The 26,951-nt window shown below is 59.5% G+C and carries 27 protein-coding genes; 20 read left to right on the top strand and 7 right to left on the bottom strand.

Translation table 11 applies throughout. The features are described 5' to 3' along the window. The 20 genes from NE562_RS05295 (at position 1) to NE562_RS05390 (ending at position 19,140) form a co-directional block, all read left to right on the top strand. Positions 1 to 1,236 (top strand): Tm-1-like ATP-binding domain-containing protein, encoded by a 1,236-nt coding sequence (locus NE562_RS05295; RefSeq protein ID WP_280961358.1) that lies wholly within the window; start codon positions 1 to 3, stop codon positions 1,234 to 1,236. A gap of 18 nt (positions 1,237 to 1,254) precedes the next feature. Continuing rightward, complete coding sequence (locus NE562_RS05300; RefSeq protein WP_280961359.1) at positions 1,255 to 2,799, top strand: sugar ABC transporter ATP-binding protein; 1,545 nt, start codon at positions 1,255 to 1,257, stop codon at positions 2,797 to 2,799. Between the two features lie 14 nt (positions 2,800 to 2,813). After that, a complete protein-coding gene (locus tag NE562_RS05305) occupies positions 2,814 to 3,776 on the top strand; it encodes an ABC transporter permease (protein WP_280961360.1) in 963 nt (320 codons plus the stop codon). 93 nt (positions 3,777 to 3,869) lie between these two features. Next, positions 3,870 to 4,856, top strand: coding sequence for a sugar ABC transporter substrate-binding protein (locus tag NE562_RS05310; RefSeq protein ID WP_280961361.1), 987 nt, complete (start codon positions 3,870 to 3,872; stop codon positions 4,854 to 4,856). A 171-nt stretch (positions 4,857 to 5,027) separates the two neighbouring features. Continuing rightward, positions 5,028 to 5,678: a GntR family transcriptional regulator gene (locus tag NE562_RS05315; protein WP_280961362.1), complete on the top strand. Its 651-nt coding sequence runs from the start codon at positions 5,028 to 5,030 to the stop codon at positions 5,676 to 5,678. Positions 5,679 to 5,817: 139 nt separating this feature from the next. After that, on the top strand, positions 5,818 to 6,453 hold the full coding sequence (locus NE562_RS05320; protein WP_280961363.1) for a class II aldolase/adducin family protein: 636 nt from the start codon (positions 5,818 to 5,820) through the stop codon (positions 6,451 to 6,453). After that, the gene (locus NE562_RS05325) at positions 6,443 to 7,708 is read left to right on the top strand and encodes a RuBisCO large subunit C-terminal-like domain-containing protein (RefSeq protein WP_280961364.1); all 1,266 of its coding nucleotides are present in this window, start codon (positions 6,443 to 6,445) and stop codon (positions 7,706 to 7,708) included. Before NE562_RS05320 ends, NE562_RS05325 begins: the two co-directional genes overlap by 11 nt. Then, positions 7,705 to 8,586: a sugar phosphate isomerase/epimerase family protein gene (locus tag NE562_RS05330; RefSeq protein WP_280961365.1), complete on the top strand. Its 882-nt coding sequence runs from the start codon at positions 7,705 to 7,707 to the stop codon at positions 8,584 to 8,586. Before NE562_RS05325 ends, NE562_RS05330 begins: the two co-directional genes overlap by 4 nt. Continuing rightward, the gene (locus tag NE562_RS05335) at positions 8,583 to 9,524 is read left to right on the top strand and encodes a carbon-nitrogen hydrolase family protein (RefSeq protein ID WP_280961366.1); all 942 of its coding nucleotides are present in this window, start codon (positions 8,583 to 8,585) and stop codon (positions 9,522 to 9,524) included. The genes NE562_RS05330 and NE562_RS05335 overlap by 4 nt, the downstream gene beginning before the upstream one ends. After that, a complete protein-coding gene (locus NE562_RS05340) occupies positions 9,521 to 10,096 on the top strand; it encodes a hypothetical protein (RefSeq protein ID WP_280961367.1) in 576 nt (191 codons plus the stop codon). The genes NE562_RS05335 and NE562_RS05340 overlap by 4 nt, the downstream gene beginning before the upstream one ends. Beyond that, positions 10,096 to 10,962 carry a carbon-nitrogen hydrolase family protein gene (locus tag NE562_RS05345; RefSeq protein WP_280961420.1) on the top strand — a complete coding sequence of 289 codons (867 nt, stop codon included), beginning with the start codon at positions 10,096 to 10,098 and terminating at the stop codon, positions 10,960 to 10,962. The genes NE562_RS05340 and NE562_RS05345 overlap by 1 nt, the downstream gene beginning before the upstream one ends. A 35-nt stretch (positions 10,963 to 10,997) precedes the next feature. After that, positions 10,998 to 11,831 carry a phosphogluconate dehydrogenase C-terminal domain-containing protein gene (locus tag NE562_RS05350; protein ID WP_280961368.1) on the top strand — a complete coding sequence of 278 codons (834 nt, stop codon included), beginning with the start codon at positions 10,998 to 11,000 and terminating at the stop codon, positions 11,829 to 11,831. 20 nt (positions 11,832 to 11,851) lie between these two features. Further along, on the top strand, positions 11,852 to 12,628 hold the full coding sequence (locus tag NE562_RS05355; RefSeq protein WP_280961369.1) for a TIM barrel protein: 777 nt from the start codon (positions 11,852 to 11,854) through the stop codon (positions 12,626 to 12,628). Between the two features lie 23 nt (positions 12,629 to 12,651). After that, positions 12,652 to 13,110, top strand: coding sequence for a ribose 5-phosphate isomerase B (gene rpiB, locus NE562_RS05360; RefSeq protein WP_280961370.1), 459 nt, complete (start codon positions 12,652 to 12,654; stop codon positions 13,108 to 13,110). 21 nt (positions 13,111 to 13,131) lie between these two features. Continuing rightward, on the top strand, positions 13,132 to 13,932 hold the full coding sequence (locus tag NE562_RS05365; RefSeq protein WP_280961371.1) for a triose-phosphate isomerase: 801 nt from the start codon (positions 13,132 to 13,134) through the stop codon (positions 13,930 to 13,932). Next, on the top strand, positions 13,929 to 14,612 hold the full coding sequence (locus NE562_RS05370; RefSeq protein WP_280961372.1) for a D-lyxose/D-mannose family sugar isomerase: 684 nt from the start codon (positions 13,929 to 13,931) through the stop codon (positions 14,610 to 14,612). The genes NE562_RS05365 and NE562_RS05370 overlap by 4 nt, the downstream gene beginning before the upstream one ends. Before the next feature lie 491 nt (positions 14,613 to 15,103). Continuing rightward, complete coding sequence (locus tag NE562_RS05375; protein WP_280961373.1) at positions 15,104 to 17,131, top strand: DNA cytosine methyltransferase; 2,028 nt, start codon at positions 15,104 to 15,106, stop codon at positions 17,129 to 17,131. A gap of 55 nt (positions 17,132 to 17,186) precedes the next feature. After that, entirely contained in the window at positions 17,187 to 18,434 is a 1,248-nt protein-coding gene (locus NE562_RS05380; RefSeq protein ID WP_280961374.1) for an MvaI/BcnI family restriction endonuclease, read from the top strand. A gap of 150 nt (positions 18,435 to 18,584) precedes the next feature. Next, positions 18,585 to 18,875: a type II toxin-antitoxin system RelB/DinJ family antitoxin gene (locus NE562_RS05385; protein WP_280961375.1), complete on the top strand. Its 291-nt coding sequence runs from the start codon at positions 18,585 to 18,587 to the stop codon at positions 18,873 to 18,875. Further along, the gene (locus NE562_RS05390) at positions 18,862 to 19,140 is read left to right on the top strand and encodes a type II toxin-antitoxin system YafQ family toxin (protein ID WP_280961376.1); all 279 of its coding nucleotides are present in this window, start codon (positions 18,862 to 18,864) and stop codon (positions 19,138 to 19,140) included. Before NE562_RS05385 ends, NE562_RS05390 begins: the two co-directional genes overlap by 14 nt. A 305-nt stretch (positions 19,141 to 19,445) precedes the next feature. Here the strand turns inward: NE562_RS05390 and zwf are convergent, their stop codons facing one another. The 7 genes from zwf to NE562_RS05425 form a co-directional block, all read right to left on the bottom strand. Continuing rightward, complete coding sequence (gene zwf, locus NE562_RS05395) at positions 19,446 to 20,834, bottom strand: glucose-6-phosphate dehydrogenase (RefSeq protein ID WP_280961377.1); 1,389 nt, start codon at positions 20,832 to 20,834, stop codon at positions 19,446 to 19,448. Then, on the bottom strand, positions 20,831 to 22,243 hold the full coding sequence (gene gndA / locus NE562_RS05400) for an NADP-dependent phosphogluconate dehydrogenase (RefSeq protein ID WP_280961378.1): 1,413 nt from the start codon (positions 22,241 to 22,243) through the stop codon (positions 20,831 to 20,833). The genes zwf and gndA overlap by 4 nt, the downstream gene beginning before the upstream one ends. Before the next feature lie 11 nt (positions 22,244 to 22,254). Further along, positions 22,255 to 23,241 carry a lactonase family protein gene (locus NE562_RS05405; protein ID WP_280961379.1) on the bottom strand — a complete coding sequence of 329 codons (987 nt, stop codon included), beginning with the start codon at positions 23,239 to 23,241 and terminating at the stop codon, positions 22,255 to 22,257. Positions 23,242 to 23,839: 598 nt separating this feature from the next. Then, positions 23,840 to 24,223: a desulfoferrodoxin family protein gene (locus NE562_RS05410; protein ID WP_280961380.1), complete on the bottom strand. Its 384-nt coding sequence runs from the start codon at positions 24,221 to 24,223 to the stop codon at positions 23,840 to 23,842. A gap of 22 nt (positions 24,224 to 24,245) precedes the next feature. Then, on the bottom strand, positions 24,246 to 24,734 hold the full coding sequence (locus NE562_RS05415; protein ID WP_280961381.1) for a deoxycytidylate deaminase: 489 nt from the start codon (positions 24,732 to 24,734) through the stop codon (positions 24,246 to 24,248). Positions 24,735 to 24,769: 35 nt separating this feature from the next. Then, positions 24,770 to 25,426: an ABC transporter ATP-binding protein gene (locus NE562_RS05420; protein WP_280961382.1), complete on the bottom strand. Its 657-nt coding sequence runs from the start codon at positions 25,424 to 25,426 to the stop codon at positions 24,770 to 24,772. Between the two features lie 59 nt (positions 25,427 to 25,485). Next, the gene (locus NE562_RS05425) at positions 25,486 to 26,826 is read right to left on the bottom strand and encodes an MATE family efflux transporter (protein WP_280961383.1); all 1,341 of its coding nucleotides are present in this window, start codon (positions 26,824 to 26,826) and stop codon (positions 25,486 to 25,488) included. Positions 26,827 to 26,951: the final 125 nt, after the last annotated feature.

Genomic DNA, 26,951 nt, shown 5'->3' on the forward strand with positions numbered 1-26,951 from the left:
GTGAACAAGGTTGCTGTGCTGGCAACGCTCGATACCAAATACGAGGAGGCCGCGTATCTGCGCGATCTGATCGAGCAGAACGAGTGCGAGACCGTGCTGATCGATTGCAGCCTGCGGCCCTCCGGCGGTATCATGGCCAATATCCGGGCGGAAGAGCTGCTGGAGGAAGCCGGCTTCAGCGCGGCGGCGTTCGCCCGCCTCGGCAAGGATGAGGCGATCGCTGAAATGCAGCAGGCGCTGCGCGGCAAGCTGCTCAGCATGCATGAAAACGGCGGGCTGGACGGCGTGATCTCGGTCGGCGGCGTGCAGGGCACGGTCATCGCGACCGCGGCCATGCAGGCGCTGCCGGTGGGCGTGCCAAAGTACATGGTATCCACCGTGGCGAACGGCAACGCGGTATTCGGGCCCTTTGTCGGCGTGTCGGATATGGCGATCATGCATTCCGTGGTGGATATCGCGGGGCTGAACTTCGTTTTGCGCAAGGTGCTGCATGAGGCGGCGGGCGCGATCTGCGGCATGGTCAAGCTGCGCTCCAACGAAAAAAGCTCGGGCAACGTGGTGGGCATCACCATGGCCGGGGTGACGACGGCGTGCGCGACGCAGCTCAAGCAGGCGCTTGAGCGCCGGGGCTACGAGGTGCTGGTATTCCACTGCAACGGCGTGGGCGCGCATGTGATGGAAAATTTGGTCGCGGCGGGCGATATTTCGTATGTGATCGATCTATCCCCGCACGATATCATGGACGGCCTTTGCGAGGGGCTGATGCCGCATTACGAGGATCGGCTGCGCCCCGTGGTGCGGGCGGGCATTCCGCTTCTGTTCATTCCGGGCAGCATGGATTTTATCCTGTTCAACGGGGTGGACAAGGTGCCGGCGGACAAGCGGGACCGGGCGTACTTTAAGCACAATTCGATCCACACGCATGTGCGCGCCAGCGGCGAGGAGCTGCGGGCGGCCGGGCGGTTCGTCGGCGAGCGCCTTGCGGACGCGGGCGAACAGGTGCGCGTGCTGATCCCGGCGCGCGGCTTCAGTCAGCAAAACTGCGAGGGCTGCGCGCTGTACGATCCCGAGGCGGACGCGGGCTTTTTAGCGGGCCTAAAGGACAGCGGCGGCGATCTCGCGGTGGAAACCGTGCAGGCGCATATCAACGACGAAGCGTTTGCCGCGCGCTGCATGGAAGCGTTTGAGGAGTTGGCCGCGCGGCGCGAGACCCCGGCCGCACTGGGAAGCGCATAAAAAGGGAGGCGATGCGCGTTGAAAGAACAGACGAATACGAGGGAACCGATCCTGATGCTCCGTGGCATACGGAAATCCTTTGCGAACGTCGAGGTGCTGCACGGCGTCGATTTTGACCTGCTTCCCGGCGAGGTGCACGCGCTGATGGGCGAAAACGGCGCGGGCAAGTCGACGCTGGCAAAGATCATATCCGGCGTATACACCAAGGACGCGGGCGAGTACACGATCGAGGGCGAGGTGGTCGACTTTAAGACCACCAGAGAAGCGATCGATCACAACATTTCCATCATGCATCAGGAGTTCAACCTGATCCCGGCGTTCAATGTAGCGGATAACATTTTTCTAAGCAACGAGCATATGAAAGGCCCGTTCGTCGATGAGAACGAGCTGATGGAGCGCGCGAAGGAGCTGGCCGAACAGGTCAAGCTGACCGTGCCCCTGACCCGACTGGTGCGCAACCTGACCGTCGCGCAGCAGCAGCTGGTGGAAATATCCAAGTGCCTGTCCGTGAGCAGCAAGGTGGTCATCATGGACGAGCCCACCGCGCCGCTTTCCATAGACGAAACGGAAAAGCTTTTCTCCCTGATCACCGAGCTGAAAAGCAAAGGGATCGCGATCATCTACATCTCCCACCGCATGGATGAAATCTTCCGCATTTCCGACCGCGTCACCGTCATGCGCGACGGCGAGCGGGTCGGCACCTATCTGACGCGCGAATTGACGCGCGACAGCCTGATCCAGCACATGGTGGGCCGCGATCTGTCCGGCATGTACACCCATACGCCGATGACCGTGTCGGACGAGGTCATGCTCCGCGTGACCGGGCTAAACTGCAAGGCCAAGCGGCTGCGCGATATTTCCTTTGAACTGCACCGGGGCGAGGTGCTCGGTTTTTCCGGCCTTGTCGGCGCGGGCCGCACCGAGCTGATGGAATGCGTGTTCGGCCTGCAACGGTTTGAAAGCGGCGAGATCGAGCTCAAGGGCCGGCAGATCAAACGGCCGAAGATCAGCCAGATGATGAAGCTGGGCATGGGCTATGTGCCGGAGGACCGCAAGAAAAACGGCATCATCACCAAAATGAACGTGCGCGAAAACCTGACCCTCGCATGCCTGAAAAAATGCGTGCGCGCGGGGCTTTTGTCGAAAAAACGCGAACTTGACATCACGCAGGACGTGGTGAAAAAGCTGAACGTGCGCTGCGCGCGGTATACGCAAAAGCTGGTCAACCTTTCCGGCGGCAACCAGCAGAAAATCTCAGTGGGCAAGTGGCTGTCCTCCGATATGGACATCCTCATTCTGGACGAGCCGACGCGCGGCGTCGACGTGGGCGCCAAGGCGGAGATCTACAAGATCATGAGCGATATCTGCAACAGCGGTATCTCGATCATCATGATATCGAGCGAAATGCCCGAGATCATCGGCATGTGCAACCGCGTGCTGGTCATGTGCGAGGGCCGCATCACGGGCGAACTGCAAAAGGATGAATTAAACGAATTTGAAATTATGAAGCTGGCCGTCACCCGCGAGACCGTGTCGCAGGAACCGACGGCGCAGCAGGCGTAAAAGGGGAGGGCTCCATGAAACAGAAAATTGCTAAATTTAAAGTGAGGGATATCGGGGCCTTGCTGAGCATCGGACCGATCCTCAGCCTGATTGTGCTCTGCCTCATCGTGGGCTCGCTTTCCGATAAATTCTTCACCGTTTTGAACCTGATCAACGTGGTCAAGCAAATTTCCTGCTATGCCGTGCTCGGTATCGGCATGACGTTTGTCATCGTCGGCGGCGGCATCGACCTGTCGGTCGGCTCGCAGGTCGGCCTGTGGGCGGTCGTTTCCTCGCTGATCGCGGTGAACACCGGTTCGGTGGCGCTGGCGGTCGCGGTCATTCTGGTGCTTGGCGCGCTCGTCGGTTTGACGCAGGGCTGGGTCATCGCAACGCTCAGCCTGCCGCCCTTTATCGTCACCATGGCGGCGCAGATGGTGCTGCGCGGCTTTGTCACCGCGCTGACCAACGGCCAGCCGGTCACCGGATTGCCCGATGGGCTGCGTTGGTTCGGCATCGGCCATGCGTTCGGCATTTCCGCGCCGATCTTCATCTGTATCGTCCTGTTTTTGATCGGCCATATCATCCTGACCAAGACCCGTACCGGCCGTTATATCTTTGCCTTGGGCTCCAACCCGCAGGCGACCAAGGTCACGGGCATCAATACCGTCAAGTATCAGGTGATCACCTACGTGGTCGCGGGCGTTTGCGCGGCGATTGCCAGCCTGATCCTGACCGGCCGTCTGGGCTCCGCTTTAAGCAACGGCGGCATCAATTACGAGGGCGACGCGATCGCGGCCACCGTGGTCGGCGGCACCAGCATGTCGGGCGGCGAGGGCAACCTGCTCGGTACCTTTATCGGCGCGGCGATCATGGGCGTGATCCGCAACGGCCTGAACCTGCTTCAGGTGCAGGCGGCGTGGCAGGATGTGGCCGTGGGCGCGGTCATCCTGTTCTCCGTGATACTCGATCAGCTGCGCGTGCGGCGCAAAGAGTGATAAACATACCATGACAGACTGATGGGGAAGGGGGAAAGATGCAAGAGCCAGCGCGGGAAAAGAAAACAAAGCAGAATTAAAAGGAGGAGAATTATGAAACGCAATAGGATTCTGGCGATACTGATGGCGATGAGCATGCTGCTTTTGGCTGCGTGCGGAGGTGGCAAAACGGGCGACGCGCCCGACGCCGCGGACCCGCAGAGCGAGGCGGGCGCGTCCGCCGAGGGAAGCGGCGATTACACAATCGCTTACATCACCCAGACGGTGACCAACCAGTATTGGGATACCGTGGTAAAGGGCTTTGAAGCGCAGTGCAAGGAACTGGGCGTCAAGTATATCACCTACGACTCCAACGCGGACGCGGGCACCCAGCTGACGCAGATCGAGGACTGCATCAGCATGGGCGTGGACGCGATCCTTCTTTCGCCGATCGACGACGAATCCGCCTCCGCCATGATCGATATGGTCAAGGAAGCCGGTATTCCGATCTTTATCGTCGATATCGGCGCCAAGGACGAGGTCGACTGCGTGATCATTTCGGATAACTACGGCGCAGGCAAAATGCTGGGCGAGTACGCCTATGAAAAACGCGGCGACGATCTGAAGACCGTGGTCATCTCCACCCCGCCCGGCGTGCTGCTGACCGAGCAGCGCAGAACCGGCTATACGGATTTCTTCGACGAGAAAAAGCTGCCTTACGACATGCTGACGCTTAAGCTCAACTATGACCGCGCGGACGTGCTCAAGATGGCGGAGGACTCCATCACCACGTTCAAGGACATGAACACCGTGTTCGCGCCGAACGACGACGCGGCGATGGGCGTGATCGAGGCGCTCAAGGCGGCGGGCCTGACCGATGTGGACGTGTACGGCTTCGACGCGACCGACGAAGGCCTTGCGGCGATCGAGGCGGGCACGTTGACCGCGACGATCGCGCAGCAGCCCTATCTGTTCGGCGTGGAAGCGGTCAACGAGGCCCTCAAATGCATCAAGGGAGAGGACTTTAAAAAGAACGTCGACATGCCCTGTCTGGTGATCAATAAGGATAATTTGGAAGAGTACAGAGCCTCGCTCAAGTAAGCGAAAACACGCACTGGATCAAGAGCGGACGGCGGCATGGAACGACCGTGCCGCCGCCCTAAAATAAACTACTAAAAATATCCTAATAACATAGCAACTGTGATATAATACTCCTATATCATGCACATTTCAGCGCGATGCGCGTGAGGCATCGGGATAGGAGAAAGCATTATGCGAAAAGAAACTTTAGCCGAAAAGGCTTATCGAAGCATTAAGGATTGGATTTTATCGGGAGAAGTCGCGTTCGGCGCGTCGATCGATCAGCAGGGGCTGGCCGAGCGGTTTGGGTTTTCCAGCATCACGCCCATCCGTGAAGCGCTCATTTTGCTGCAAAAGGACAATTTGGTCGATATCATCCCGCGGAAAGGCGTGTTTGTATCGCGCATGTCGCTTGAAGCGGTGCTCGAAAACTTTCAGCTGCGCGAGATCTTGGAACCGACCGTTTTGTCAGCGACGGCCGCCAGCGTTCCTGCCGAGGTGCGGGAAAAGTATCGCGCGCTCTATCTGGATTGGACGCAAAACCCAGCCGGCTTTTCCATGCACGAATACCTAAAGGCGGACTGTGCGTTCCATCTGGCGCTTTTGGAGCCGCTGCGCAACAAGAGCCTAAACAAAATTCTGGAAACCATTTACGAGGAAAACACCAGATACCGCCTGCTCAGCCTGAAAGAGCGCAACTTTGGCGGCTCGATGCAGGAGCACCTGCAAATTTTGGATGCGCTGGACGCGGGCGACACGGCGGGCGCGGTGGCGTGCCTGCGGGTGCACCTGCAAAACTCGAAAACCGCCCTGTTCCACGCGAACATGGCGATGCCCTATTAAAATCCGTTTGCTTAAGAAATAACACGCCGCAAAACCGGCGTTTTTGAACCGAGCGGCGCCATAAGGGAGACAGCGTTTTTTTCCTTCCTAACCCCTCCCCTTGTAGGGGGAGGATAAGCGCGCGGAAAGGAAGTGTGCCATGGGGCGGTATGAATCGATTTGGAGCGACCTGACGATCGCGGCGCACCGCGCCTACACGCGCTGGTTACAGGCGGGCAGCGGCGGCAACCTGAGCGCGCGCCTGCCGGATGGGCGGGGGATGATCGTAAAATCCTCCGGCGGTTCGTTTGGCGATTGCGGCACGTGCGGCGAGGGGTGGACGGCAATCAGCTTTGACGGCCGGCCGCTGTCCAGCGGCGCGGCGAAGCCGACGCGCGAATGGCGGCTGCACGCCGCCCTGCTGGAAGCGCTGCCGGACGTGGGCGCGGTCGTGCATTGCCACAGCCCGTGGGCGGTCGCGTGGAGCGCGGGACATGCCGAAATACCGGCCGCGACTTGGCAGAGCGGCTTAAAGCTGGGCGGCGCGGTGCCGGTGCTCGATTGCAAGGCGGCCGTGGTGCCGCCCGAAGAGCTGGGCCGGGTGCGCGGATTGTTTTTGGATATCCCCGGTCTGTCCGCGTTTATTCTGCGCGGGCACGGACTGGTCGCGGTGGGCAAGACCGCGGTGGAAGCCGAGCACACGGCCGAGCTGGTCGAGGAGACCGCCAAGGTCTGTGTGCTGCAAGCGCTGCTGCGGGCCGCGGAACAGAAAAAGGAGGAGGACTATGCGCTTTGATCATTTGCCCTTTGGACGGAGCGAGTCGCTTGGCGAGCCTTCGGTGATCGCCACCTATGCGGCCGATCAGCTCGACTGGGCTTCGGCGCTCGAACGGGCGGGGCGGTTCGCGGTCGGGCAGACCGTGGGTACCTGGATCAGCGTGCCCGGCGTTTCGGACGATATGGTGACGCATTATCAAGGCCGCGTGCTCGGCGTGTACGATGCCGGCCCGGCTGAGGCGCCGTCGTTCTTGCTGCGTATCGCGTTCCCGGCGGCCAATTTCGGCGGCAGCCTGACCATGCTGCTCACCGCGCTGCTGGGCAACGATGTATCAACGGCGCTGCGCGACAGACTGATCGATCTTGAACTCGCCTGCGGCGCGGACAAGCTGTTTGAAGGCCCCCGGCAGGGGATGGACGAGCTGCGCCGTCTTACCGGCGTGACGGGCCGGCCGCTGGTGCTGAACATGATCAAGCCGTGCGCGGGCTTTTCCCCAAAAGAGGGCGCGGGGCTGTTCTATCAGGCGGCCATGGGCGGCATCGATCTGATCAAGGACGACGAACTGCTGGCTTCGCCGGATTACAACGATGTGCGGGCGCGGTTCGCCGCTTACCATGGAGCGGCGCGGGCGGTGTACGAAAAAACCGGCCGCGAGACGCTGTACTTACCCAATATTTCGGGCGCGCCCACACAGATGCTGGACAACGCCGCGGCGCTTGTCGAAGCGGGGGCGAAGGCATGCCTTGTCAATTTCGTATTCGGCGGGCTGGACGCGCTGGGCGAGCTGGCGCGACGCTTTGGGGATAAGCTGTTCATCATGGCGCACTACGCGGGCGTGGGCGCGTTTTGTTCGCGCGCCTGCGGCGTGTCGAACGCGGTATTTCTGGGGCTGCTGCCCCGGCTGGCCGGGGCGCACGCGGTCATGACCATGACCCCGCCGCCGGGCGACGCTTACGCCCGCTATGATTTTCGCAAGACCGTGCAGGCGCAGCGTCTGCCGCTGGGCGGCCTGCGCCCGGTGGTGACGGCGGTGGGCGGCGGCGTGACGCCGTGCAGTCAGGCCGCCTACCAGCGCGAGCTGGGGCCGGACTGCATCATCGGCATTGGCGGCGCGGTGCAGGGGCATCCCATGGGCACTACCGAGGGGGCGCGCGCCGCGATGGCAGCCGTACAGGCGACGGCGGACGGCGTGCCGCTCGCCGAGGCGGCTCAACGCTGCGAAGCCCTTGGCCGCGCGATGGACCTATGGGGCGCGCCGGAGGGGCGGGCATGAAGGCCGGCGTACTGCTTTCCGGCGTTTCGCGCGACCCGGCGTGCGCGCTGCGGCAGATCCGGAAGGATGGCTTTGCCTATGCGGAGATCCAATACGCGTGGGGCGCGGAGGACGGCGACCGGACGGACGAGCAGGAGCGAACGCTAAAGCGCTTGTTTGCCGAAAACGGCGTGACCTGCACGGCGATTCTGCGCAATTTGTTCAGCGGCCTGCGCTTGAGCCAGACCGGGCCGGACAGTCCTGCGTTTCTAAACGAGCTTTCGCATCTGCGCGGTGCGATCCGTTTGGCGCGTTATCACGGCTGCGGGCTGGTGCGCATCAATTCGTTTGACAAGCAAAACGTGCTGTTCGGTTATGGCGGCGCGGAAAATCATCTGGCGGACGGGGGCGCGTGGCGCGCGTACCTGCGCCTGATGGAGCCGGTGTGCCGGATCGCCGAGGACGAGGGTATCGACCTGATGGTGGAAACCGGGACAAACGGCGTGCTGCATACGGCGGCGCTGGCGCGGCGCGCGGCGGACGAGCTGAAAAGCCGCCGCTTCCGCATTCTGTGGGACCCGGCCAACTGCCTGTACAGCGGGGAAGAACCGCTTCGCGCCTATGCGTGCATCCGCGAAAGCGTGGCGGAGATTCACATCAAGGATTTGCGCTGCCGCCGCGCGTTGGCCGAAGTGACGTATTGTCCGTTGGGGCGCGGTCTGATGGCGCCGTGGCTGGACGAGCTGGCCGCGGCTTTGCGGCAGGACCGGTTCGGGGGCGCGGTGATTTTGGAAAATCAGGTCACGCCGCCCGGCAAGACCGAGCTGGACGGATACCATAGCAGCGCGGCCCTGTTCCGCGAGCTGTTTGGAGAGCCGGAAGGAGGGAAAACCATATGACGAATCCGGTCGTAAATATAGCGGTTGTCAATTTTAAAACAGTCTGGGGCGATAAAAACGCGAATTTGGAGCGAATCTGCGCCTATGCCGAGCAAGCGGCTTTGTGCGGGGCCGACATCATCGTGCTGCCCGAATTGGCCCTGACCGGTTACGATGACGAAGCGGACAAGCCGCTGCATCAAAAAATGCAGACCCTGCTCGCCGAGACGATTCCGGGCCCGGCGACCGATCGGGTAAGCGAGATCGCAAAGCGTACGGGCGCCTACATCCTGTTCGGCATGCCCGAGGTGGATCGGGACGATCCGTCCGTCACGCGCAATTCCGCCGCGATCTGCCTGCCGGACGGCGGCGTGCGCTCCTTCCGCAAGGTCCATATGCCGGCGGGCGAGGCGAGCTGGGCGCGACGGGGGGACGAACCGCTGTTCCTCGACACGCCGTTCGGCGTGATCGGCGTCGGCATTTGCTACGACAGCTACAAATTCCCCGAGCTGGTGCGCATGACCAAGGCGCGCGGCGGCCAGCTTTTCATCAACGTCACCGCGCTGCCTTTTGAGGATATCCTGCCGAATGTGAACCGGGAGGATCTGGAGAGCATGGCGCTGGCGGACAGCATTTATCTGGCGAGCGCCAATCTGGTCGGCCTAGACCTTTACAAGCACTTTATGGGCGGCAGCAGCGTGCTGGGGCCGGGCGAAACGGTGGGTGAAACAGCGTATTACGCGGGCTATCCCTTTGGCGATCCCGCGGGCCAGCAGCCCGGCGTGTTCCTCGCGGCGATCGACCTTTCGCTGGCGGAAAGCGAATGCTGCCATACGCGCCGCCTATTCACGGCGGGACCGGAAGGACAAGCGCCGGGCTGGCGGCCCGCGATCTATCGGGAAATGTGCGATACGGTGCTCAACGATCCGGATTGGCAAAGGAGGGTGCGAGCGCATTGAAGCAGATCATTACGCTGGCGGCGGTGGGCCTGCCCGCCTGCCATGAAAATACAGCCGGACGCATGGCGGGCTTTGTGCGCGCGGCGGCCCGGCAGGGCGCGGAGCTTGCGCTTTTCCCCGTCGTTTCGCTGGATGAAAAAGACGTGCGGGCGGTTGCGCGCGCGGCGGCGGAGCATGGCGTTTACGCGGCCTTTGGGCTGGAAACGGGCGGCGCGGTCTGTTCGCCGTCGGGCGATATTTGGCGCGGCACCGGCCTCTGGCAAAGTCCGTGGGGACCGGCGGCGCTGCTGACCGGCGCGGAGCCGGACGAAGCGCAGGCGCTTAACGCGCTGCGGCAGGGGGCGCGGCTGCTGCTTTGCCCCCTGCGCGGCGGCGCGTCCCGCCGCGCCGATACCAGACTGACGGTCTGCGCGGCGCGCGCCGTGGTCGCTGCGGCGGGCAGCGCGGGCGGCGTGCTCGGCCCGGTGGGCGCGGGCGAAGGGCCCGTATGGTATGTGGGCGGCTTGTGCGGCGCGCCCGGGTTACAGCTTTATACCGCCGATCTTTCCATATCGGAAGGGGGCGCGACGTGATGCAGGCTTGTGTCAAGGTATCGGTCGTGAATTTTCGGGCGGATACGGGCGGCGGTCTGGCGCGGCTGCTCGAATATACGCGCGCGGCGGCGCGGCAAGGCAGCCGCATCATCCTGTTTCCGGCGCTGGCGCTGGCCGGGGCGGGCGCGTTGGATGCGTCCATGGAAAGCGGGGCCGAGCCCGTGCCCGGCCCTGCGAGCGAAGCCATGGCCGCGCTGACGCGCGAGCTTCAGGTCTACGCGGCGTTCGGCATGCCGGTGCGCGAGGGGGATGCGGTGTACAGCAGCGTGGTCCTTTGTGGGCCGGAAGGGCTGCTGGGCCGCTATGATGCGCTGCACCTGTCGCCCGTCGAGGCGCGTTGGGCCAGACCGGGGCGCTCGCTTCCGCCCTGCTTTGAAACGCCGTATGGCCGCGTGGGCCTGCTCAGCGGCGAGGATTGCCTCTATTATTTTGAAGGCCTGCGCTATTTAAAGGCAAGGGGCGCGCAGCTGATTTTGAGCGCGTCGGCAGTCAACGAACCCGCCATGTGCGCGGCGTACCAGAAGATATTGACGCGTCGCGTCGGCCTGAACACCATTCCTATCGCGGTGGCGAACCTTGTGGGCGCGGGCTTTGTGGGCGGCAGCCATATTTTATCGCCCGCCGAGCCCATCGAACAGGCGCAGGTCGCCGCGGGCTGTCCGCTGGACGGCGCGCGCGCCGGTGCGCCCGGCCTGTTTTCCGCTGTGCTGGATATGACCGCGGGGCGCACCATGCCCCATTACCCGTATTTTGAATTTAACCAAAGGGTCGGCTCGCCCGACTGGCGGCCCGACCTGTACCGTGAAATGTATGAAGAAACGCTGCGCGCGCCGCTTTGGCGGTAGGCCGCGCAGACCGGATGTGGAAAGGAAGCGCAAAAATGAGCAAAATCGCACTGGTGGGCGCGGGCGGCAAGGTGGGCCGCCGTCTGGTGGCCAAACTGAAGGACGACCCCGCGTATGAGATGACCTATGTGGAAAAAAACGCCGCCGTTCTCGCGCCGTTCGGCGTGCAGCCGCAGCCTCTGGAGGACGCCGTGCGCGAAGCCGACTATGTCATCCTCGCGGTGCCCGACCGCGTGCTGCAATTCGTATCAAAGGATGCGGTCGCCAACATGAAGCCGGGCGCGGTCCTGATTACGCTCGACCCGGCGGCCACTTATTCGGGCGCGATCCCCGAGGTGGAGCACCTGAAATACTTAGTCATCCACCCCAACCACCCCTCTGTTTTTACATCGAGCGACGATCCGGCGGTGCAGAAGGACTACTGGGGCGGTGTTGCGCCGATGGACATCGTTTGCTCGCTGGTGCGCGGCGACGAAGCGGACAAGCCCGGACTTGAAGCGCTGGCGCGCATCATGTTCGAGCCGGTTTTAAAGGTGTTTTGGATCACGCCCGAGCAGATGTGCATGCTGGAGCCCGGCGTGGTCGAGCTGGTCACCGCGCCGCTGTTTGAAGCCATGCGCGAGGCCATGGAGGTTATTATCGACATGGGCGTGCCGCGCGAGGTCGCGCATTCCTTTGTCACCGGCCATCTGCGCCCGCAGCTGCACACCTCCTTCGGCGACGCCGATCCGGACAATATGTCGGACGGCGCGAAAGCCGCGCTGAAACGCGGCATGGAGCTGATCATGAAGCCGGGTTGGAAGGAAGAAGTGCTGAACATAGCGTTCATCCGCGAATTTACGCGCGAGATCGCGGATTTCCATTCGTAAGACGCAAAGAGGTCGAAAATATGAAAAAAAGCGCGAATCTGGAAATGCTGTTCACCGAAAAAACCTTTTTAGAGCGCTTTCAGTGCGCGAAGGACGCGGGGTTCGACGCGGTGGAGTTTGCCGGGTGGCTGGAAAAGGATATGGACGCGGTGATCAACGCCGCCCGGCAGGCGGACATCCCGATCGCCGCCTTCACCGGGGACGAGCTCTATTCGCCGATCGACGGCGCGCGGCAGCAGGAATATATCGAGCTGGTTTGCCGTTCGGCCGAGATGGCGCGCCGCGCGGGCGCGCGCATGCTGGTCACGCACTCCAACGCACTGGGCGCGAAAAGCGAGGTGCTGTGCCGCCACGACGAATTGACGGCGACCAAAAAGCTGCTGAACATGTACGATACCTATAAAAAGCTAGCGCCGCACATGGAGCGGGCGGGGATCATCCTGTTGGTCGAAGCGATCAGCGGCACCGAGCACCCCGGCGTGTTCATGGAGCATGTCGATCTGGCCGCCGAAATCGTCGAAACGGTGGGCAGCCCGAACGTGCGGCTGCTCTGCGACCTGTATCACATGCAGCAAAACGGCGGCAGATTGGTCGAATCGCTGCGGCGCTACCGGGATATCACGGGGCATATCCATTTTGCCGATGTGCCCGGCCGGCACGAGCCCGGCACCGGCGAAATTAATTTTGCCGCGATCAAGCAATGTTTGACGCAGATGGACTATCAGGGCATGGTGGGCTTCGCGCTGCAGCCGTCCGAGGGGACGGAACGCGCGGTGCGGGCGATCATGCGGTACTGAGTAAACGAAGGGAGGAAAACAGCATGCGCGAGATCGTCATTGGGTGCGACAACGCGGGTTTTGATATGAAAAACATCATCCGGGAGCAGCTGCAAAAGCTGGGCTGCACGGTGGAGGATGTGGGCTGCGATTCGGCGGCGGACGACACGCTCTATCCCCATATCGCGGGCCGGGTGTGCGACAAGGTGATAGCGAGCGGCTTTGCCAAACGCGGCATTTTGATTTGCGGCACGGGCATCGGCATGTGCATGACGGCCAACAAGTTTCGCGGTATTCGCGCGGCGGTCGGGCACGATCTGTATTCCGCGCGGCGGTCGGTCCTCAGCAATAACGGCAACGTGCTGTGTATGGGCGCGCGCGTGATCGGGCCGGAGCTGGCAAAAATGATCGCGTCCGATTGGGTGCAGCTCGAATTTGCGGACGGTCCCTCCACGCCCAAGGTGGAGGCGATCATAGAGACCGAGGCCGCAAACTTTCACTGACCGAAAGGGGCTTAGCGACAGATGAGCAAGCTGTATATCGGCACCAATACGAAAATGTATAAGAATATCGCGCAAACGGCCTCGTTTCTCGAAGCGCTGGGCCGCCAAACGGCGGATCTGAGCCGGGAGAGCATGGAGCTGTTCGTTATCCCATCCTACACCGCGCTTGACCGCGTGAGCGTTACGGCGCGCGCGGCGGGCATTCGTTTGGGCGCGCAGAATATGGGCTGGGAGGATGAAGGACAGTTCACCGGCGAAATTTCGCCCATCATGCTGGCCGAGGTGGGCGTGACCATCGCGGAGATCGGCCATTCCGAGCGGCGGCATGTGCTGGGCGAGACCGATGAAATGGAAAACCGTAAGGTGCACGCCGCCCTGCGTCACGGTATGACGGCGCTGCTCTGCGTCGGCGAGACCAAGGCGCAGCGGGCGCACGGCATTGCCGACGAGGTGCTGCGCACACAGCTCAAGGAAGGGCTTTTCGGGGTGGACGCCGCGCGGGCGGAGCAGCTTTGGATCGCTTACGAGCCGGTCTGGGCCATCGGCGTGGGGGGCGAGCCCGCAAGCGCCGCCTATGCCGAAGCGCGCCACGCCGCGATCCGGCAGGCGCTTTTTGAATTGTTCGGCGCGGCGGGCGCGAAAATCCCGGTGCTGTACGGCGGCAGCGTCAATCCGGAAAACGCTGCGGCGCTGGCGGCGCAGCCCGATATCGGCGGACTATTCATCGGCCGCAGCGCGTGGGACGCGGAGCGGTTTGCCGCGATCATACGGCAGGTACTGCCCATTTTCGCGGACAAAGCGGAAGGGAGGCGCCGGTCATGAAGCGTTCCGCGATCAACCGGATTCTGCAAAATGCCGCGGAGTTTGTCAAAGAACAGGGCTTTTATCTGCCGCCATGGGCGTTTTGGCCGCCCGCGCAGTGGGCGCGGGCGGGACATGACTGCGATGAGATACGAGACAACATGCTGGGCTGGGATATTACCGATTACGGACACGGCGCGTTCGAGCGCGTCGGTCTGGCGCTGTTTACGATCCGCAACGGCAGCATGACCGACAAGAAGTACCCAAAGCCCTACGCGGAAAAGCTGCTGATCTCACAGGAGGGACAGCTTTCCCCGAACCACTTCCATTGGAGCAAGATGGAGGATATCATCAACCGGGGCGGCGGCAACTTGATGGTGCAGGTTTGGAACGCGACGGCAGAGGAGGAACTTGCGGATACGCCCGTTACCGTGCGGCTGGATGGCATGGAACGCACGGTGCCCGCGGCCTCCGTTTTACGGCTGACGTCTGGCATGAGCATCACGCTGCCGCAGCGGCAGTACCACGCTTTCTGGGCCGAACCGGGATACGGGCCGGTGCTCATTGGCGAGGTATCCATGGTGAATGACGATCATTTGGACAACCGTTTTTATGAGCCGCAGGGCCGCTTTCCACAGATCGAGGAGGATGAGCCGCCGCTGTATCTGCTCTGCAACGAGTATCCGCCCGCCGAAGAATAATAAAGAAGTACGCTTTCATACCAACGGAAGCGTACTTCTCAGACTGCCAAAAAACAATTTTTGACAGTCTGTCGATCGAAACAAAGCCCCATTTCGATCGAGAATTCCGGCTTCTGCGCGCGCCTTACAGGCACACTTGAAGTCGGTTTGTATAGCCCGTAGGCCTCTATCCACTGACCGCCGCCGTGCGGCGATTAAATGAGAGCAAACCGAGATACGTGCTCCCGGTTTTTATGAATTTTGCCACTTGCGGCAAAATTCGATTTTATGCGCGCTGCGGCGCGAGGGGTTCTTTGACACGCTGAAAAGACGCGCTGCGTGTTGCAGCGCGTCTTTTTGCTTGCGGCGTTTCCCGTTTTTGCAGATATGAAAATAGTTTTAAAAATGTTTTTTAAGAGATCGGATCAAAATCAGGCGAGCCCCCCCCCTGGCTTTTTAGGCGCGTTTTTGATATAATATAAAAAGACAAGATTGGAACGGAGAAATTAGGAATGCCTACTTATGTTGATCTATTTGCAGGGGCCGGAGGATTTAGCGAAGGTTTTTTGCAAGCCGAAGAGAACCAAAAGTATTTTGACTTTCTTTTGGCCAGTGATATCAATGCAACCTGCGAAGTGACGCATAGGATGCGATACAACCATCAACTGGGTCTAAAGACAGAGTTTTTAACAAAGGATATCACCTCGCCCGATTTTATAGAAGAACTATGTGGAAAAATCTATCATAGCTTCGGGAAGATTGATGTGGACGTACTGACGGGGGGGCCCCCGTGCCAGTCCTTCAGCCTAGCCGGGGAACGGAGGAAGAACGATAAAAAGGACGACCTCTTCTCGTATTATTTAAAAGTGATCGCCGCGCTCCATCCCAAGTATTTTGTGATGGAGAACGTTTCCGGCATCCTCACAAAAGACAAGGGCAAGGTAAGGGAGCGTATTTTAAGAGAGATCAGAAATATTATGGACTATCGGGCGCTGGCGTTGCTGATCGAAGCGTGCCAAGCGTTACCCGCCAAAAAATCATCCGGCATGGGGGCGCGGCAAACCGAATTTGATTACGCGGTGCGCGTTTTACAAATCTGCTTCCAGCATGAAGCCGATATGCAGGTAAGGCGCGAAGATTATATTGCGGCGATGGAAAAGCTGCATGCGCTGGAGCTTTCGGCCAGCCAACGCGATTTCATGCAAAAAGCGTTATTGGAAAATAAGAACGACGTACCCAATCGCATGCTGCAAACGTTTTGCGCCGCCCTATCCGATATGTTTGTCGAAGCGTTCAGAAATAATAAGGAAACGCCGGAAGACGATAGAAACGTGATACGGCAAGCGCTGAATTTGATTGCAAGAGAGGATAACATCACCCATATCCGCGAAAAAGTGAAGTTTGAGATCAACACCAGCCATTTGAACCGCAGCACGTACAAAGAACGCTTTGACCGCATCACCGATCACCTGAGCCTGCCGGAAATCGTTAAGATCGCAATCCAGCAATGCGATCTGATCGTGGCCTCATCCCATAGCGATAAGGCGGTCGCCGCGACCCGAAACATCAAATTGGCGCTGGAGATCATGTGCGAAGGCGCGTTTGCGACGCTGAACCGGGTGCTGACGATCGTCTCTACCTGCTGCGACCAAGCGACATGCGCCGAAATAAAAAAACTCGCGGATCGGGTCGCGCTCTATCGAATCGATAAAGAGATCGTCCTCAACGCCTCCGATTTTGGCGTTCCGCAAAACCGCATCCGCGTGGTGTTTATTGGATGCCGCAACGATCAGGAGCTGATCACCCATATCCCGGGCGCTGTGCCGGACGGACAAAAGGTCACCGTAGCGGAAGCGATCGGCGATTTAAACTATATTGGCATCGGCGATCATCAGCTCACGTATTCCAAAGAATTTTGGGAAAAATTTACGCATAGCCCGGAAGGCTCGGTTCGCCGCGCGGTGGACGGCACGCCGCAAGCGCTGGCCGGCGCAAAACCATGCCTTACGTATGCGGAATGGAGCAAGCGCGGAAGGCTCGATGCCAGAAGATTTCCCGCGCTGAAGGATCATCCCCCCGCCTATACGGCGGCGAACGCCGCGGAAGAAATGCCGAAATGCAAAAAGCAATATGCGGAGCTGCATAACCATGAAACCTCCAAGCACAATGATGAGGTGCAAAACCGGTATGCCTTGATCCGGCAATACGGCGATTACGCCGTCGCGAAAAGCAAGGAACCGCAAAATCCGTTGTTGCAGACGAACAAAAGAAATTACACATGCCTGCGCGCCGACCGGCCGAGCACCACCATTGTCACGCTGGGGGATGATTTTACGCACTATGGCGCGAACCGTTCGCTGACCGTGCGGGAGATGGCGCGGCTGCAATCCTTTGACGATAGTTTTGTGTTCCAAGGCAAACGAACGACCGGCGGCGACCGCCGTAAACTGGAAACGCCGCAGTATACGCAGGTAGGCAACGCGGTGCCGCCGCTTATGGCGCGCGCGATTGCCTCTGAAATTTTGAAAAAAATAAAATAACCGGGCAAACTCCCTAGACGAAGATGCTGATAGCTTTCATGAGGAGGCGCGCAAAATGATTTTTACCCCTTATCCAGATGAGATGGAGAAAATCAACCTGATCCAGCGATACAACAGCGGAGACTACGCGCTGCTTCGCCTGACGTTCACCATGATCGACAAAAACAATCTGGATGCAAACGGATTTTTTCGGGATATCCTGCTGCAAGCGGGCATTGTCGACTATGAAGCGCTCGATCACGGCGGCAAAAACGGGAAATCGGTCATGGCCGATTTCATTTTGCCGGGTAGGGTGGATGGCGTTAAAATGAATTTTTACCGCGTTGCAAACGCGCGCGGCGACCGGCGCTTTTCCATCGAGTCGATCCGGCAAAAGGCCAAAGATCAATGGATCAATGAAGGCGATCTGCTGTACTTAGCGTGTACAAAAGGGGGAGAGGGCCAGCCCAAAGTCATGATCATCAATCTGACGCATCATTTCCCCGCGGCGTCAGATCTGGAAGCGCGGCTGGGCGTGGATGATGTTTATCAGTATTTGGAGGAACTGCGGCCCAAGCTGGTAAGCATTGTGCGTTCCGGCTACCACGACAACGCAAAGGGCGCGGGGAAGATATCGCCCAAGGATGTGGGCGATACGCTGGAAGCGCTGCTTGGGATTGAAACCAATAACCGTTGCGACGCCGATTATAAAGGCCGGATCGAGATCAAAGCCAAGGCGGGAAAAACGCTGGATACCTTATTTACGCTCCGGCCGTGCTTTGAAGGCACGCCGATCGCGGCGTACGAGCCGAACGACCGCCAGCGCGTATCGGCCTTTGCCCGGTATTACGGATACGAATCCAGCAAGCATCCCGGCGCGAAAAGCCTTTATATCACAATAGGCTCCGAGGCGGCCCCACAGAACACACAGGGCTTTTACTTAGAGGTAAACGAAGAGGACCGGCGCGTGGAACTGCGCAGAACGCGTGCGGCGGCGAAGAAGAGTGAACTCACGGCATTCTGGACGTTTTCGGCACTCAAAGAGGAACTATACCGCAAACATCCCGCCACGCTTTGGGTCGCGGGCAAGGCCCGTATGCACGAAGGAATCGCGCAATTCCAATACGAAAAAATACTGTTTTCCAGATCGCCGCAGTTTACCACATTCCTCACATTGATCAAAGAGGGCGTCGTGACCTACGATTGGCGCGGCTATACTTCCGCGGATGGGGAGTATCAAGGCAAAAACCATGGCAACGCATGGCGGATCAAGGCAAAACGCAAGGATGATTTATTCGGCACATTGGAAACTTTGGCAATATAGGAACAGGGGGACGTTGCGGCGTCCCCCTTGATCTTCATCCATTTCCCTTATGCGGTTGCGGTCGGCGGTTGCCGATCTTTTGTTATTGCATTGCATATGTGTATGAATCGTGATACAATTCATATAAATAAGAATAGGAGGTAAGTGACCATGCCAAAATCAGAAACATTGCATATTCGTATCGATCCAGAGATTAAAACCAGCGTAGATGCAACTTTAAAGCCCTTAGGCTTATCTACCACAGAGGCTATCAATATTTTCCTCCATCAGGTTGTATTAAACGGCGGCCTTCCTTTTGCCATAAGAATGCCAGAACCTAATATGGAAACGATCGCCGCTATGAAGGAGGCACAAGACATTTCCTCTGGCCGCATCAAAACAAATGCTTACCACAGTGTGAAACAACTGATGGAGGATTTGTGTAGCGATGCTGACGATTGAGAAAACCACGCGCTTTAAAAAAGATTTTAAAATGATAGTAAAACGTGGTTATGATCCTAAGCTATTTGAGTATGTTGTAACAGAATTAGCCAATCAGCATCCTCTGGGTGCGAAATACAACGACCATGCGTTGTCGGGAAATTGGAAGGGATTCCGAGAATGTCATATGCAACCGGATTGGTTATTGATTTATTTAGTGGAGAATGAACGTTTAACTTTAACGCTTGTTCGCACAGGAACGCATGCAGATTTATTTCATGCTTGATCGTAAAAAGGGAAGCACTGCGGAAATTCGCAGTGCTCCCCTCAGACTGTCAAAAAACTATTTTGACAGTCTGTCGATCGAAACAAAGCCCCATTTCGATCGAGAATTCCGGCTTCTGCGCGCGCCTTTTAGGCACACTTGAAGTCGGTTTGTATAAAATCCGAGATACATGCTCCCGGATTTTATGGATTTTGCTCTTGCGGCAAAATCCTATTTTCTGCGCGCTGCGGCGCGTGGAGGTTCTTTGACAAGCTGAGGGAAGCACTGCGGAAATTCGCAGTGCTTCCCTTTATTTGAAATGCGGATCAAGAAAACCACCGGTGCCCAAACCGGCCGAGAAGCGCGTCTGCTTCGAGCGGGCCGGGGGTGCCGGACTTATAGGAAACCACGGGCAAGTGGTCCTCCCGGTACAGGCGGCGCAGGTTTTCAATATAGTTCCATCCCGTCTCGATCTGATCCCACTGGGAAAACCAGAACCGCTCGCCACGGATGCACGCGCCGAGCAGCCGTTCATAGGCTTCGGGCGTGTTGATGCGGTTTTCCAGCACGCAGGATTGGCAAAAATCCATTTTGGCTTGCGTGATCTCGTCCGTGTCGCCGGGCTTTTGAATGTTGAACTGCAAGTACACGCCCTCGGTCGGCTGAATCTTGATGATCAGCACGTTATGCGCCACATCGGGGCGCGGACGGCGGAAAATAACGGCTACCTCCATTTCCCGGCGGCCCAGCTTTTTGCCGGTGCGGATGTAGAAGGGCGCGCCGCGCCAGCGGTCGTTATCGATAAACAGGCGCAGGGCGGCGTAGGTTTCGGTCTGCGAATAGGAACCGACCTGCGCCTCGGTGCGGTAATCATCGTACTGGCCGAGCAGCAGCGTGTCGCGAATCGGCTCCGCGCCCGCCGGGCGCAGCTCGCGCAGCACGCGAAGCTGCTCGGCGTGCATATCCGCGCCGGAAAACTCATAGGGCCGCTCCATCGCAACAATGGAAAGGATTTGGAACAAGTGGTTTTGCACCATATCCTTCAATGCGCCCGCGCCGTCGTAATAGCCGCCGCGCGTTTCCACGCCGACGTCCTCCATGGCCGAAATCTGCACGCATTCGATAAAGCGGGAATCCCATAGGTTGGTAAACAGGGGGTTGGAAAAGCGGATGGTCTCGATATTGCGTACCATTTCCTTTCCCAGATAATGATCAATGCGGTAGATACGCTCGCTGGTAAAAATGGCTTCGAGCCGCTTGTTAAGCGCGCCCGCGGCCGCCAAGTTTTCGCCAAACGGCTTTTCAATGATGACCTTGCCCTGCGGCGCGCCCTGCACATGGCTTAAGCCCTCGGCAATGATGCCGAAGAAGCGCGGCGCGACCGCGAAATAGAAAATATGCTCGCTGATATTCTGCGCGCGGTAATACTCGTCCAGCGCCGGGTAATTCGCGCTGTCGGAAAAATCCATCCGGTAATAATCCACCCGCGCCGCAAAGCGGTCGAACGCCGCGTCCTCATAGGGCAGGCGGGCAAATTTGCGCACCCAGTCGCGCGCGAGTTCGCGGTACTGCTCGCTTGTATATTCCCGGCGGCCAATGATGATCACGCGGTATTCGGCGGATTCCGCGCCGAGCACGCTGCCGTTATACAGCGCGGGCAGCAGCTTGCGGAAGGTCAGGTCGCCGGTGCCGCCAAAGATGGTCAGCGCCTTCATATGGTTTTCCCCCATTCGTGGTGGAATGTGCCCTCGCGGTCGGTGCGCAGGTAGGTGTGCGCGCCGAAGCAATCGCGCTGGGCTTGAATCAGGTTCGCGCCCACATGCGCTGCGCGGAACGCGTCCAGATAGGACACGGCGCTCGTCATGGCAGGCAGAGGCAGGCCGCTTAAAATACCGGTCGCCGCGATTTCGCGCAGGCTATTCTGGTTCTTCTGGATACGCGCGCGGAAAAATTCATCCAGCATCAGGTTTTGGAGAGCGGGGTCGCGCTCATAGGCGGCGGTGATATCGTTTAGAAAGTCGGCCTGAATGATGCAGCCCGCGCGGAAAATACGCGCGATCGCGCCCAGATCGAGCGACCAGCCGTAAACGGCCGAAGCGTCGCGCATCAGGTCAAAGCCCTGCGCATAGGCCGCGATCTTGGCGGCGTACAGTCCCTCGCGCACCTGCTCGGCAAAGGCCGCGCGGTCGCCCGCTGTTTTGGGGGCGGGGCCGGTAAGCAGTTCAGCCGCCTTGGCGCGCCGCGCAAGCTGGTTGGAAAGCACGCGCGCGCCCGCCGCCGCCGTGATCATGGAAATATCGACGCCTTGCTTCAGCGATTCGATGCTGGCCCAGCGGCCCGTGCCCTTTTGCGCCGCGCTGTCCACGATATGGTCAAGCAGTTCGCCGGTCGCAAGATCGTCCTTTTCGCGAAAAATGCCCGCCGTGATGCCGATCAGATAGCTTTTCAGCTCGCCCTCGTTCCACTTTGCAAACAGGTCGGCAAGCGCGGCGTTGGAAAAACCGCCCACGTGCTTTAAAAGCAGGTAGCTTTCCGCGATCAGCTGCATATCCGCGTATTCAATGCCGTTGTGCACCATTTTTACATAGTGGCCCGCACCGTCCGGCCCGATATAGGTGCAGCAGGGCGCGCCGCCCGCCTGCGCGGCAATGGCTTCAAAAATGGGGCGCACGGTCTCGTAGGCCGCCGCGTCGCCGCCCGGCATGATGGAGGGGCCGTTGCGCGCGCCCTCCTCGCCGCCGGAAATGCCCACGCCGAAATAAACGATGCCCTGCGCCTCCAGCCCGTCGCGGCGGCGGCGCGTGTCCTCGAAGAAGGAATTGCCGCCGTCCAAGATCATATCGCCGGGCTCAAGCAGCGGGACGAGCTGGTCGATCACAGCGTCCACCGCCGCGCCAGCTTGAATCATCAGCATGACCTTGCGCGGTCGCCGCAAGGCTTGCACGAGTTCTTGCAGCTCGTAAAACGGCGCGAGATTTTTGTGCGGATGCTCACGCATGACCGCGTCGGTCACCGCGCGGCTGCGGTTGTAACCCGCGACACGGAAGCCGTGATCCGCCATATTGAGCGCCAGACTGCGGCCCATTACCGAAAGGCCGACCATGCCGATATCAAATAATTCCATATGAGTACCTCCTATACTGGTTCGGTGATTGATGCGTCAAACAAAATACTTACTGCTTCGGGCGCGGGCACGCGGCAAAGCTCTTTCCCGATCAGGCCGGAACCCGTATCCACGGCAAAGCTGACAAGCTCGCCCGAAAACCGGTTGGCCGCGAGCAGCAAGCGTCCGTCCGGCGAAAGCGCGATATCGCGCGGGTGGTCGCCGCCGCTGCCGGTCAGCTGAAGCAGCGCGAGCCGTTCGCCCTCCACCGCGAGCACCGCGAGCTGGTTTGCGCCCCGCACGGAAACGTAAAGAAACCGTTCGTCCGCCGAAAGGCGGATGGCCGCCGCCGTGCTGCCCGGAAACGCGCCGGGCGGCAGCAAAACCACCTGATCCGCATAAGAAAAGCCGTTTTGCGCACGGTAACTATATACCGCGCATTCCTTTTCCTCCACCACAAACAGCCGTTCATGCGCCCGGTCAAACACGCCGTGCCGCGGCCCTGTGCCGGGCGCAAAGGCGATTTCGCCCGCCTGCGCAAAATCCGCGCTTTTATCGATCAGGCAAATGCGGTCCTGCTCCATGCAGGGCACCAGCAGGGTATCGCCGTGTACCAGCACCTGATGGCAGCCCGCGCCCGCGCCAAAGGAAAGCCGGGTATGCAGAGAAAGCGCATTTTCGGCGCGGCGGTAAACCGAGACCGTGCCCGCGTGAAAATTAGCGGTATGGATATAATCGCCGTCAAAAACGACGTGGCAGCCGCCGCTTTCCTCAGTCAGCAGCGTTTGGGCGCGCGGCGCTCCGGCCGCAAGGTCGATCAGCGCCAGCCCCGCGCCTTTTTCGCCGCGCACGGGCGCGGCCAGTGTTCTATCCCGCAGCGCCAAATATTTCGCGTCCGGCGCGTCGCAGAATAGCGCGGGCACGGAAAGCGCGCCGGAATCTGTTTCCACCGTAAAGTGGAACACGCCCGCGCTTTTCGGCGAGCGGTAGGTGCCTAAATAACCGGTCAGGCGAGCCATAACGGTATCCCTTCTCTCCTTTGGTTTAGCTTTTCGCGCAGCGGCCGTTTTATCCAGCGACGGCGAACAAACAAAAGCATCTTCTATCTGTAATTATAGTAGTTACAGATAGAAGATGCAAGGATTTTAATTGAGAAAGATTACTAAATAAAACATACGATTTTTGTGGGGATTTACAGAAGGGGCAATAGCGCGGTTATTTGCTGGAAGCATTGCCTTGTCTGGCAAGCGAATCGCGCTTGTTCCATTGCAGCACGCTTTTGGTTAGATCGTCATACCGGGCGGCGACGACGCTTTTAAAAAAGTTCATAATGGATTCTCCTTATCAAAGTTATGAGGGCAGGGGGCAGTCTATGCAAAGAAAGCGGCGTTTGTTCCATCCGTTTTTTCTTGGCCGTTTTGGCCTTTTCTGCTATACTATAGAAAACCGGACCAAGGGGGGTATCGCCGTGCCGCAGCGGCAGCCGTCAGCGTCCGACCCGCCGGGACGGACGGAGATCCGCGTTTTTATAAGATTTTGAGAATCGCGCGCAAAAAGCCCCCGGAAACAGAATCCATCCTGTTTCCGGGGGCTTTTTTCCGGTTTGTATCCGCGCGCTTACAGGTCCTTTTTCCAAAGGCCGTGCAGGTTGCAGAATTCGTATACCGCGATCGGCTTTTCACTGTGCAGGCAGAAGGTCGCCACGGGCTCGCCGTCATGCGGCAGCTTGCGGCGGTAAACGCCCTTGTCGGTCTCCAAAATGATCCAAGAGATGTGGTGCTCGTCGCCCATCGGGTGCGTCACCTCGCCGACCGAGGCGGTGACCTTGTCGTTCGCCACCGTTACCACCGGCACGTGCTTTTCTTGCGCCGCGTCGGTAGAACCGGCCTTCATCAGGTCCATCTTTTTGCCGCAGCACATCAGCGGCACGCCGTGGTCCTCCACCATTTCAACGATGTTTCCGCAGATCGCGCAGCGGAACAGCTTTAATTCGGTTGCCATAAATGTTCACTCCTCTCGGCGTTTAGTATCCCCGTTTCCCGTCCAAAATATCATCGTGGTAGATCCAATCGCGCACGGGGATTTCATCGTATGTATCGGCGGAGCGCCGGACGACGACCGTCTCGATGCCCGCGTTGATGATCATGCGTTTGCACATGGTGCAGGAATTGGCGTCCGGCATGATCTCGCCCGTTTTCATATCCCGCCCCACAAGGTAAAGCGTCGCGCCCAGCATGCGTTCGCGCGCGGCGGATATGATCGCGTTGGCCTCCGCGTGGACCGAGCGGCAAAATTCGTACCGCTCGCCGCGTGGGATATTCAGCTTTTCGCGGATGCAGGAGCCAAGGTCGATACAGTTTTCGCGGCCGCGCGGCGCGCCCGTGTAGCCGGTGGAGACGATCACATCATTTTTGACAATGACCGCGCCGAAGTTGCGCCTGAGGCAGGTGCCGCGTTCCAGCGCGACCTGCGCCATGTCCAGATAGTAGTTTGCCTTGTCCCGTCGCTTCATTGTTGCCGCCTCCTGAAATTTTCAAATTGGTTTGATTAGGAAAAAAGCTTGCCGTGCTCCAGCCGCAGGCGGCGTTCCGCCCGCTGCGCCGCCGCGCGGTCGTGCGTGATCAGAATCACTGTGTTGCCCCTTTGGTGCAGCGAACCAAGCAGATCGAGCACATCGGCGGCCGCGTCCGGGTCAAGCCCGGCGGTGGGCTCGTCCGCCAGAAGCACGCTCGGTTCCGCAATGATCGCCCGCGCCACCGCGACGCGCTGCTGCTGCCCGCCGGAAAGCTGGCCCGGCCGGTGCGCCGCGCGGCCCGAAAGACCGACGGAGGCAAGCGCCTGCTCGGCCCGGCGCAGCCGTTCGCCCTTGGGCACGCCCGCGAAAACGAGCGGGAGCGCCACGTTTTCCAACGCGCTCATGCCCTCCGCCAGCTGGAACCGCTGGAACACAAAGCCGATCTTTTGTCCGCGCCGCCGCGCCAGCTCCTTGGGATGCAGGTGCGACACGTCCTCGCCGTCCAGCAGGTACTGCCCGTCCGAAAGGGTGTCCAGCAGGCCGAGCACATGCATCATCGTGGATTTACCGGAGCCGGAAGCGCCGATGATTGAAATGTATTCGCCGTTCTGGGCGGAAAAATCGATCCCGTCCAGTGCCTGCACGCCGCTCTTATCATATATTTTACTCGCATGAATGAGCTTTATCAAGGTTTATCCCCTCCCTAATTGCAGTTTGCAAAAAAGGAGGGGATTTATACACAGTTCTCTTATAAAAGAGGCAGGTTTTTCTTCCACACGCCCTTGCGGTAAAAATAAACCGAAAGCCCCGTGCCGAGGAACCAGCCGAGCGGCCAAGACAGCCAAATGCCGAATTCGCGCCAGAACTGGAACAGCACGATCGAAAGCACGACGCGGATGATCAGATCGGAAAAGGTGGTGATCATAAACGGCCGCATCGCGCCCGCGCCGCGCAGCACGCTGTCGCACACGAATTTTATGCACACGATTACGTAAAACGGCACGACGACGAACAGATACTGCCGCCCCACCGCGATCACGCCCGAGGTGGAACCGGCGGGCACGAAGACGCCGACCAGCTTATCCGCGAACAGCAGGTAAACGGCGGTAAAAACAACGGCCAGACCGATCGAGTACTTGGCGCCCGCCCGCAGGCCGGGGCCGATGCGGTCCAGCTTGCGCGCGCCGATGTTCTGCGCCACAAAGCTCGACAGGCCGCTTGCAAACGACATGCAGCACATCAGCGCGAACGAGCCGATCTTGATCGCCGCTGAATAGCCGCCCATAACGGCCGCGCCGCAGCCGTTCACCAAATACTGAATGATTACGTTGCCGACCGAGACAAAGCTTTGCTGCGCGATCGAGGGCACCGCGTAGTTGACCAGCCGCCGCAGCATTTCCGTGGAAAACAGCAGAAAGTGTCCGCCGGTCTCAAATTTATGCGTGCGGCGCAGCAGTAGCAGCAGCGCGAGCACGCCCGCCGCGCCCTGCGCGATAAACGTCGCCCAAGCGACGCCCGCCACGCCCCAGCGGAAGCCCGCCACGAACAAAAGATCGAGCGCGACGTTCGCGATCGAGGAAAGAACGAGCAGAATCAGCGGCGTTCGGCTGTCGCCCATGGCGTTGAAAATACCGGTGCACACATTATATATGAACAAAAACAGCAGGCCGAACACATAGACCCGTAAGTACAGCGCGCCGTCCGCGAACACATCCGTCGGGGTCTGCAAGGCGGCCATGATGCCGCCGGTGGCGAACACGCCGATCACCGTCAGGATAAGCGCGATGGCCACGGTCGTGAGCAGGGCCGTGGATACCGCGCTTTTCATGCGCAGGTATTTTTTCGCGCCGAACAGCTGCGAAACCAGCACGCTCGCGCCGATATTCACGCCCGTCGCCACCGCGACGAAAAGCTGGGTGATCGGAAAGCTCGCGCCGACCGCGGCAAGCGCCAGCTCGCCAGCGAACCGGCCCGCGATAATGGAATCGGCCATTTGGTAAAGCTGCTGAAAGGCGACGCTCGCCAGCAGCGGCAGGGAGAACCAGAACAGTTTTTTCGAGGGCGACCCCTCGGTCAAGTCGGTAATCAAAGAAATTCCTCCAAGTGTAGTTTGTATTGCGATTTGCAGGACAAAAGAGCCCAAAACATCCGGGCACGCATAAGCGTGCCCGGATGTGAGCGTGTCAAAGAGTGCCCCGCGCCGCAGCGCGCAAT

The organism is Butyricicoccus faecihominis (genome assembly GCF_024462775.1).
GTDB classification, from domain to species: domain Bacteria; phylum Bacillota; class Clostridia; order Oscillospirales; family Butyricicoccaceae; genus Agathobaculum; species Agathobaculum faecihominis_A.